Source organism: Microbacterium sp. B24 (assembly GCF_000333415.1).
Lineage (GTDB): Bacteria > Actinomycetota > Actinomycetes > Actinomycetales > Microbacteriaceae > Microbacterium.
In genome coordinates this window covers 1-7,192 of the sequence record NZ_BADB01000507.1, presented here as the reverse complement: position 1 = coordinate 7,192, position 7,192 = coordinate 1, and the positions used below count along the sequence as shown (strand labels likewise).

The 7,192-nt window shown below is 68.3% G+C and carries 8 protein-coding genes; 1 reads left to right on the top strand and 7 read right to left on the bottom strand.

Features of this window, described 5'->3' with window-relative positions; all coding sequences use genetic code 11:
- Nucleotides 1-204 precede the first annotated feature (204 nt).
- Nucleotides 205-657: a hypothetical protein gene (locus I5I_RS14875; protein WP_036321530.1), complete on the top strand. Its 453-nt coding sequence runs from the start codon at nt 205-207 to the stop codon at nt 655-657.
- 51 nt (nt 658-708) lie between these two features.
- On the opposite strand, the gene tpiA is transcribed toward I5I_RS14875, so the two are convergent.
- The 7 genes from tpiA to I5I_RS14840 form a co-directional block, all read right to left on the bottom strand.
- Complete coding sequence (tpiA, locus tag I5I_RS14870) at nt 709-1,491, bottom strand: triose-phosphate isomerase (protein WP_083868048.1); 783 nt, start codon at nt 1,489-1,491, stop codon at nt 709-711.
- Nucleotides 1,491-2,708 carry a phosphoglycerate kinase gene (locus I5I_RS14865; protein WP_036321526.1) on the bottom strand — a complete coding sequence of 406 codons (1,218 nt, stop codon included), beginning with the start codon at nt 2,706-2,708 and terminating at the stop codon, nt 1,491-1,493. The genes tpiA and I5I_RS14865 overlap by 1 nt, the downstream gene beginning before the upstream one ends.
- A 9-nt stretch (nt 2,709-2,717) precedes the next feature.
- Complete coding sequence (gene gap / locus I5I_RS14860) at nt 2,718-3,728, bottom strand: type I glyceraldehyde-3-phosphate dehydrogenase (protein ID WP_036321523.1); 1,011 nt, start codon at nt 3,726-3,728, stop codon at nt 2,718-2,720.
- A 138-nt stretch (nt 3,729-3,866) separates the two neighbouring features.
- Nucleotides 3,867-4,496, bottom strand: a complete 630-nt coding sequence (locus tag I5I_RS14855; RefSeq protein WP_036321520.1) for a superoxide dismutase — start codon at nt 4,494-4,496, stop codon at nt 3,867-3,869.
- A gap of 130 nt (nt 4,497-4,626) precedes the next feature.
- The gene (whiA, locus tag I5I_RS14850; RefSeq protein WP_036321517.1) at nt 4,627-5,604 is read right to left on the bottom strand and encodes a DNA-binding protein WhiA; all 978 of its coding nucleotides are present in this window, start codon (nt 5,602-5,604) and stop codon (nt 4,627-4,629) included.
- Nucleotides 5,605-5,644: 40 nt separating this feature from the next.
- A complete protein-coding gene (rapZ, locus tag I5I_RS14845; RefSeq protein WP_036321514.1) occupies nt 5,645-6,520 on the bottom strand; it encodes an RNase adapter RapZ in 876 nt (291 codons plus the stop codon).
- 44 nt (nt 6,521-6,564) lie between these two features.
- On the bottom strand, nt 6,565-7,192 hold a 628-nt coding region (locus tag I5I_RS14840; protein ID WP_036321512.1), incomplete at its 5' end, for a helix-hairpin-helix domain-containing protein.

The window sequence follows — 7,192 nt, the reverse complement described above, 5'->3', positions numbered from 1 at the left end:
GAGCTCGGTCCCGGGGATCCTCTAGAGTCCCCGAATGGCGCGCACTCGCCTCCTCGCCGACGGCGCCTACACGAAGCGCCGCAAGCGCACCGGACGCGTCGCCGGCTTCTAGTTCGACCCGCGCCGCTGGCGCCGTACCCGGCTTTCGAGCCACCGCGGCGCCATGCGCGGGCCTTCATCTTCCCCTACCGCCTGGAGACCTCCATGACCGTTCCCACGGGCTTCGTCCATTGGCCGCTCGTCGGCGGTCCCGGCGTCGTGATCGAGGGCGAGGCGCGCCTGACGCTCGCCGTCGCGCGCGCCGAGGAGTTCACGCCGCCCGCGTCCGCCATCTCGCGGCAGATCGTCGTGCGCCTCGCTGACGGCTCGATGCCGGCGACCGAGCTCATGGTTGGCCGCTGGGAGATTGCGCTCTCGCTGGTCGGCGCCTCCCGGCCGCGCTTCTACTTTGACGTGACCCCGCAGCACACCGCGGCGGAGCCTCTCAGTCTCGCGCTCGTCGCGCCGATCACCCCCAGCGCAACCGAGCGACTCGTCGTCAATGAGCAGCTCCGCCGAGACGCTCTGGAGGCCGCGCAGGCAGCGGGGCTCTCCGCGGAGCAGGCGCGAGCCTCGGTCGACAACGCCGGCACGCAGGCCTTGGATCCCGGTCGTTGAGCGAGCGAAGCGAGTCGAAACGCAGGCCGACGCGCGCGGAACCGCAGCGTGTCAGACGCCGACGTGCTTCTGGTAGCGGATGATGGCGGCGAACTCGTCGGCCACCAGGCTCGCCCCGCCGACGAGCGCGCCGTCGACATCGGGCTCACGCATGAAGCTGGCGATGTTGCCCGACTTCACCGAACCGCCGTAGAGCACACGGGTACGCGCCGCGGCGTCCGCACCGAGAGTCTCGGAGAGCACCTCGCGCAGGGCCGCGCATACCTCCTGAGCCTGCTCGGGAGAGGCCACCTGACCGGTGCCGATGGCCCAGACGGGCTCGTAAGCGACCACGATGTCCGCGTCGGCTGCGACTCCGGCGAGAGCCGCCTGCAGCTGAGCGACCGAGACCGCCGTGGGCCCCGACTGTTCGCGCTGCTCCAGCGTCTCGCCGACGCAGATCACCGGGACCAGGCCGTGCCGCAGCGCGGCCTGGACCTTGTCGGCGACGATCGCGTCGGACTCGTGGTGGTAGTCGCGACGCTCGGAGTGACCGATGATCACGTAGCGGCAGGCCAGCTTGCTCAGGAAGGCTCCCGAGACCTCGCCGGTGTACGCGCCGCTGTCGTGCGTCGACAGGTCCTGCGCCCCGAGTGCGAAGGGGATCTTGTCGGCGTCCAGCAGCGTCTGGACGGTGCGCAGATCGGTGAACGGCGGGAAGACGGCCACCTCGACCGAGCCCTCGTCGTGCCCGGCATCCTTGAGCGTCCAGTGCAGCTTCTGCACGAAGGCGACCGCCTGCAGGTGGTCGAGGTTCATCTTCCAGTTGCCGGCGATGAGCGGTGTGCGCGACATCAGGCCTCCCATCCCAGGATCTCCAGCCCGGGGAGCTTCTTGCCCTCCAGGAACTCCAGGCTCGCGCCACCACCGGTCGAGATGTGACCGAACTGGTCGTCCGCGAAACCGAGCTGACGAACGGCTGCCGCCGAGTCACCGCCACCGACGACCGACAGACCGTCGACCTCGGTGAGCGCCTGCGCGACCGTCTTCGTCCCGGCCGCGAAGGCCGGCATCTCGAACACACCCATCGGGCCGTTCCAGAACACCGTCTTCGCGCCGCGGATCGCGTCGGCGAAGATCTCCGCCGTACGCGGACCGATGTCCAGACCCATGCCGTCGGCGCCGAAGGGAGTGTCCTCCAGCGCGTCGGCGGCGGCGACGACGTGATCGGCGTCGGCGGCGAAGCCGGATGCCATGACCGCGTCGACGGGGAGGATCAGCTCGACCCCGCGCGCCGCGGCATCCGCGATGTAGCCCTTGACGGTCTCGATCTGGTCGGTCTCGAGGAGGCTCTTGCCCACCGGGTGGCCCTGCGCGGCCAGGAAGGTGAAGAGCATGCCGCCGCCGACGAGGATCTTGTCCGCGCGAGGCAGCAGATGGGCGATGACACCCAGCTTGTCGCTCACCTTCGACCCGCCGAGGACGACGGCGTAGGGACGCTCGGGGTTCTCCGTGAGGCGATCGAGGACGTCGACCTCCTTCTCGATCAGATATCCCGCGGCCGACGGCAGAAGCTCGGCGAGGTCGTAGACCGACGCCTGCTTGCGGTGGACGACGCCGAAGCCATCGGAGACGAGCACATCGCCGAGGTCGGCCAGCTGCTCCGCGAAAGCGCGACGCTCGGCGTCGTCCTTCGCGGTCTCACCGGCGTTGAAGCGCAGGTTCTCGATGACGGTCACATCGCCGTCCTCGAGGGCTGCGACGGCCTCCTGCGCGGACTCCCCCACCGTGTCGCGGGCGAAGACGACGGGCTTGCCGAGCAGCTCGGAGAGGCGCTGAGCGACCGGCTCGAGGCTGTACTTCGGATCGGGCGCGCCATCCGGGCGTCCGAGGTGGGAGCACGCGATGACGCGCGCGCCCTGGTTGATGAGCTCGTTGAGGGTCGGAAGAGCCGCCCGGATACGGCCATCGTCCGTGATGACGCCGTCCTTCAGAGGGACGTTGAAGTCAACACGGACGATGACACGCTTACCGGCCAGCGACCCGAGGGATGCAAGGGTGCGCAAAGCCATGGTGAAACCTCAGAGCTTGTCGGCGACGAGCTCGGTGAGGTCGACGAGGCGGTTCGAGTAGCCCCACTCGTTGTCGTACCAGGACGACACCTTCACGAGGTTGCCGGAGACATTCGTCTGACCCGCGTCGAAGACCGACGAGTGGGGGTCGAGCTGGATGTCGCTGGAGACGATGGCGTCCTCGTTGTACTTGAGGTAGCCGACGAGCTCACCCTCCGCCGCAGCCTTCTTGTACGCCGCGTTGATGACCTCGGCCGTGAGACCCTCGGTCGGGGTGATGATCGTGAGGTCGACGATCGAGCCGGTGGGAACGGGCACGCGGTACGACGAACCGCTCAGCTTGCCGTTGAGCTCGGGCAGCACGAGACCGATCGCCTTGGCCGCACCGGTGGAGGCCGGGACGATGTTGATCGCGGCGGCGCGGGCGCGGTGCAGGTCGCTGTGCGGGCCGTCCTGCAGGTTCTGGTCGGCCGTGTAGGCGTGCGCCGTCATCATGAAGCCGCGCTCGATGCCGAAGTTGTCGTTGAAGACCTTGGCGAGGGGGGCGAGGCAGTTCGTGGTGCAGGAGGCGTTGGAGATGATGTTCATCGTCGCCGAGTCGTACTCGCCGTCGTTGACGCCCATGACGAAGGTGCCGTCGACGTCGGTGCCGGGAGCGGAGATGATGACCTTCTTGGCACCGCCTTCGATGTGCTTCTTCGCGTCGGCGGCCTTGGTGAAGCGACCGGTCGACTCGATGACGATGTCGACACCGAGCTCGCCCCACGGGAGGTTGGCCGGGTCGCGCTCTTCGAAGACCTTGATGGACTTGCCGTTGACGGTGATGGAGTCGGCGTCGTACGAGACCTCGGCGTCGAGGCGTCCGCCGACGGAGTCGTACTTCAGCAGGTGGGCGAGGGTCTTGTTGTCGGTGAGGTCGTTCACCGCCACGATGTCGAGGTCAGCTCCCTGCTCGAGCGCGGCACGGAGGAAGTTGCGGCCGATACGGCCGAAGCCGTTGATTCCGATCTTGACAGACACGTTGTCTCCCGGTTCATGTCGCGACGGCGACGGCGTTTCACCGCGCCACTCGCGAACTTGGTGTGTGAAGGAAAAAGGATGCCGGGTCACCGCCCGTCGCCGGGAGGGACCCGGCATCCTCACCTGGTCTTGAGACTACTACTTGAGCAGTCCGGCCGTCTTCTCGCGCGCCGTCGAAAAGCGCTCGGCGACGTTGCCCCAGTTGGCGATGTTCCAGACCGCCTTCACGTAGTCCGCCTTGACGTTGAGGTAGTCGAGGTAGAACGCGTGCTCCCACATGTCGAGCTGGAAGATCGGAACGGTGCCCTGAGCGGTGTTCGACTGCTGGTCGAACAGCTGCTGGATGATGAGCTGCTCGCCGATCGGGTCCCAGCTCAGCACGGCCCAGCCCGAGCCCTGGATGCCGGTCGCAGCAGCCGTGAAGTGCGCCTGGAACTTGTCGAAGCCGCCGAAGAACTCGTCGATGGCCGCCTTCAGCTCGCCCTCGGGCTGTCCGCCGCCGCCGTCGGTGGCCGGCGCGAGGTTGGTCCAGAAGATCGAGTGGTTGACGTGCCCGCCGAGGTTGAAGGCGAGGTCCTTCTCGAGCTTGTTGACATTGGCGAGGTTGCCGCTGTCGCGGGCCTCGGCGAGCTGCTCGAGCGCGGTGTTCGCGCCGGTCACGTACGCCTGGTGGTGCTTGTCGTGATGAAGCTCCATGATCTTGCCGCTGATGTGCGGCTCAAGAGCTGCGAAGTCGTAGGGGAGGTCGGGCAGCGTGTAGATCGCCATGTTCTCTTCTTCCTGTCGTCGGCGCCGCAACTGCGCTGCGGCGATGGGACATTGCCATCCTATTGAGGTGCAACGCGAGGGCGAGGGGGTTGTTCCCTCTGAGAACGAGATGTAACGGCCTCCGACGACCTCAGTCCTCGAGACCGTCCGGTACCGCCGCGTCGGTGCCGGGGATGCCGTCGGCGACGGCCTTCTTGTCGGCCATGGCGAGCAGCCGTCGGATGCGGCCGGCGACGGCATCCTTGGTCAACGGCGGATCCGCGTGGTGGCCGAGCTCGTCGAGGCTGGCGTCGCGGTGCGAGAGGCGCAGTTCGCCCGCTTCGCGCAGGTGATCGGGAACCTCCTCGCCGAGGATCTCCAGGGCGCGTTCGACGCGCGCGCATGCCGCGACGGCCGCCTGGGCCGAGCGACGCAGGTTGGCGTCGTCGAAGTTGACGAGGCGGTTGACGCCGGCGCGCACCTCACGACGCTGCCGCATCTCCTCCCAGGCCTGAGCCGTGCGCACCGCACCCATCTCGGCGAGGGCGACGCGGATGGCCTCGCCATCGCGAACGACGACCCGGGGCACCCCGCGCACCTCGCGGGCCTTGGCGGCGATGCCGATCCGATGGCCGGCGCCCACGAGCGCCATGGCCGCCTCGCCCGACGGGCAGGAGATCTCCAGCGCCGCCGACCGACCGGGGTCGGACAGCGTACCGCTCGCAAGGAACGCACCGCGCCAGACCGCGGCGAGATCGTGGCGGGCGCCGGTGGTGAGCTTGTTCGGGAGCCCACGCACCGGACGGCGACGCGCATCGAGCAGACCGGTCTGACGCGCGAGCGTCTCGCCGCCTTCGATGACGCGGACGGCGAAGTGGCCGCCGGCGCGTCCGCCGGACGCCTGGACGCGGTGCAGCTCCGGGCGCACCCCGTAGATCTCCATGATGTCGCGGGCGACACGACGCGCAAGCGGGTCGGTCTCCAGTTCGGCCTCGACGGCGACGCGCCCGGCGATCGAGTGCAATCCGCCGGAGAAGCGGAGGATGGCGGTGAGTTCGGCCACCCGCGCCGTGGGACGAGGGTCGCGCACCGCGGCCAGCTCTGACTTCACGTCAACGGTTGGCGACACAGCGATCCTTCGTTCGGGGGGTGCGGGACAAAGGGATAGCCTACTCGCGACCGAGGTCGCGATGCTTCACACGAACGGCGACACCGGGGATCTCTGCCAGCCGGTCGGCGAGTTCCCGCGCGGTGACCACCGAACGGTGCTTGCCCCCGGTGCAGCCGACCGCCAGCACGGAATGACGCTTGTTCTCACGCTGATAGCCCGCCAGCACGGGGTGCAGAGCCTGGGCGTACGCGTCGATGAACTCGCGCGCGCCCTCTTGAGCCAGGACGAAGTCGCGCACGGGTTCTTCTTCACCCGTGTGTCCCTTCAACTCGGGGATCCAATACGGGTTCGGCAGAAAACGCATGTCGGCGACGAGATCGACGTCGGTCGGCAGACCGTATTTGAAGCCGAAGCTCATCACCGTGAGGGTATGGCGCGCCTCTCCCGCGTCGCTGAAGAGGTCGACGACGCGCGAGGCGAGCTGATGGATGTTCATCTCACTCGTGTCGATGATGACGTCGGCGCTTTCGCGGATCACCCGGAGGCGATCGCGCTCACGCAGGATGCCATCGAGGATCGTCCCCTCGCCCTGCAACGGATGCGGCCGCCGCACGGACTCGAACCGTCGCACGAGCACATCGTCTCCGGCGTCGAGGAACAGCACGCGCAGCTGGCGTCCCGCCCGCAGCGCATTGGTGACCGCCGGCAGCGCCTGAAAGAGATCGCGGCCGCGGACATCGACGACTGCGGCGAGCTTGGGAAGCGCTCCCCCGGCCATCTCGGTGAGTTCGAGGAGATGCCCGAGCATCTGCGGCGGCAGATTGTCGACGACGTACCACCCCAGGTCCTCGAGGGCGTTGGCCGCCGTGGTGCGTCCCGCTCCCGACATCCCCGTGACGATGAGCACCTCGCCGGCGCGCTGCTCGTCGGTCACGTGCTCTCCCTAGGTGTTCGAAAGCCGGTGCGGATGACCACAGCCTAGCGATTTGCGAGGCGCTGCTCGATCGCGGCCGCCAGTTTGGGGCCGATTCCGGGCAGCGCCGTCATCTCGTCCGCGGACGCATTGCTGAGCGCGGCGACGGAGCCGAAGTGCCGTAGCAGGGCCTTGATCCGTGCATCACCGAGACCCGGGACCTCACCCAGCACGGTGGAGATGTCGCGCTTGCGGCGCTTTCGTTGATGGGTGATCGCGAAGCGGTGCGCTTCGTCGCGCAGGCGCTGGATCAGGTAGAGCGCCTCGGAGGTGCGGGGAAGGATCACCGGGAAGTCCTCCCCCGGCAGCCAGATCTCCTCCAAGCGCTTGGCGATGCCGCACAGTGCGATCTCGGCGTGCCCGGCATCCTCGAGGGCGCGTGCGGCAGCCGCGACCTGTGGCGCACCGCCGTCGACGACCAGCAGCTGCGGACGGTACGCGAACCGCGGTCGTTTGCGCTCGGTGACCACCGGCGACTCGCCATCGGCGGGATCGACCGCCGCCACCGCCGTTTCCGCAGCGGCGGCAGCGGCCTCGTCGCGGTCGACGTGGGCCAGGCGACGCGTCAGCACCTGATAGAGCGAGTCGGTGTCGTCGGTCGTCTCCGCGATGCTGAAGGAGCGGTACTGATCC

Coding starts and splice junctions, on each gene's coding strand:
- I5I_RS14865 (WP_036321526.1), bottom strand. CDS start 2,708: ATGGCTTTGCGCACCCTTGCATCCCTCGGGTCGCTGGCCGGTAAGCGT.
- I5I_RS14875 (WP_036321530.1), top strand. CDS start 205: ATGACCGTTCCCACGGGCTTCGTCCATTGGCCGCTCGTCGGCGGTCCC.
- tpiA (WP_083868048.1), bottom strand. CDS start 1,491: ATGTCGCGCACACCGCTCATCGCCGGCAACTGGAAGATGAACCTCGAC.
- I5I_RS14855 (WP_036321520.1), bottom strand. CDS start 4,496: ATGGCGATCTACACGCTGCCCGACCTCCCCTACGACTTCGCAGCTCTT.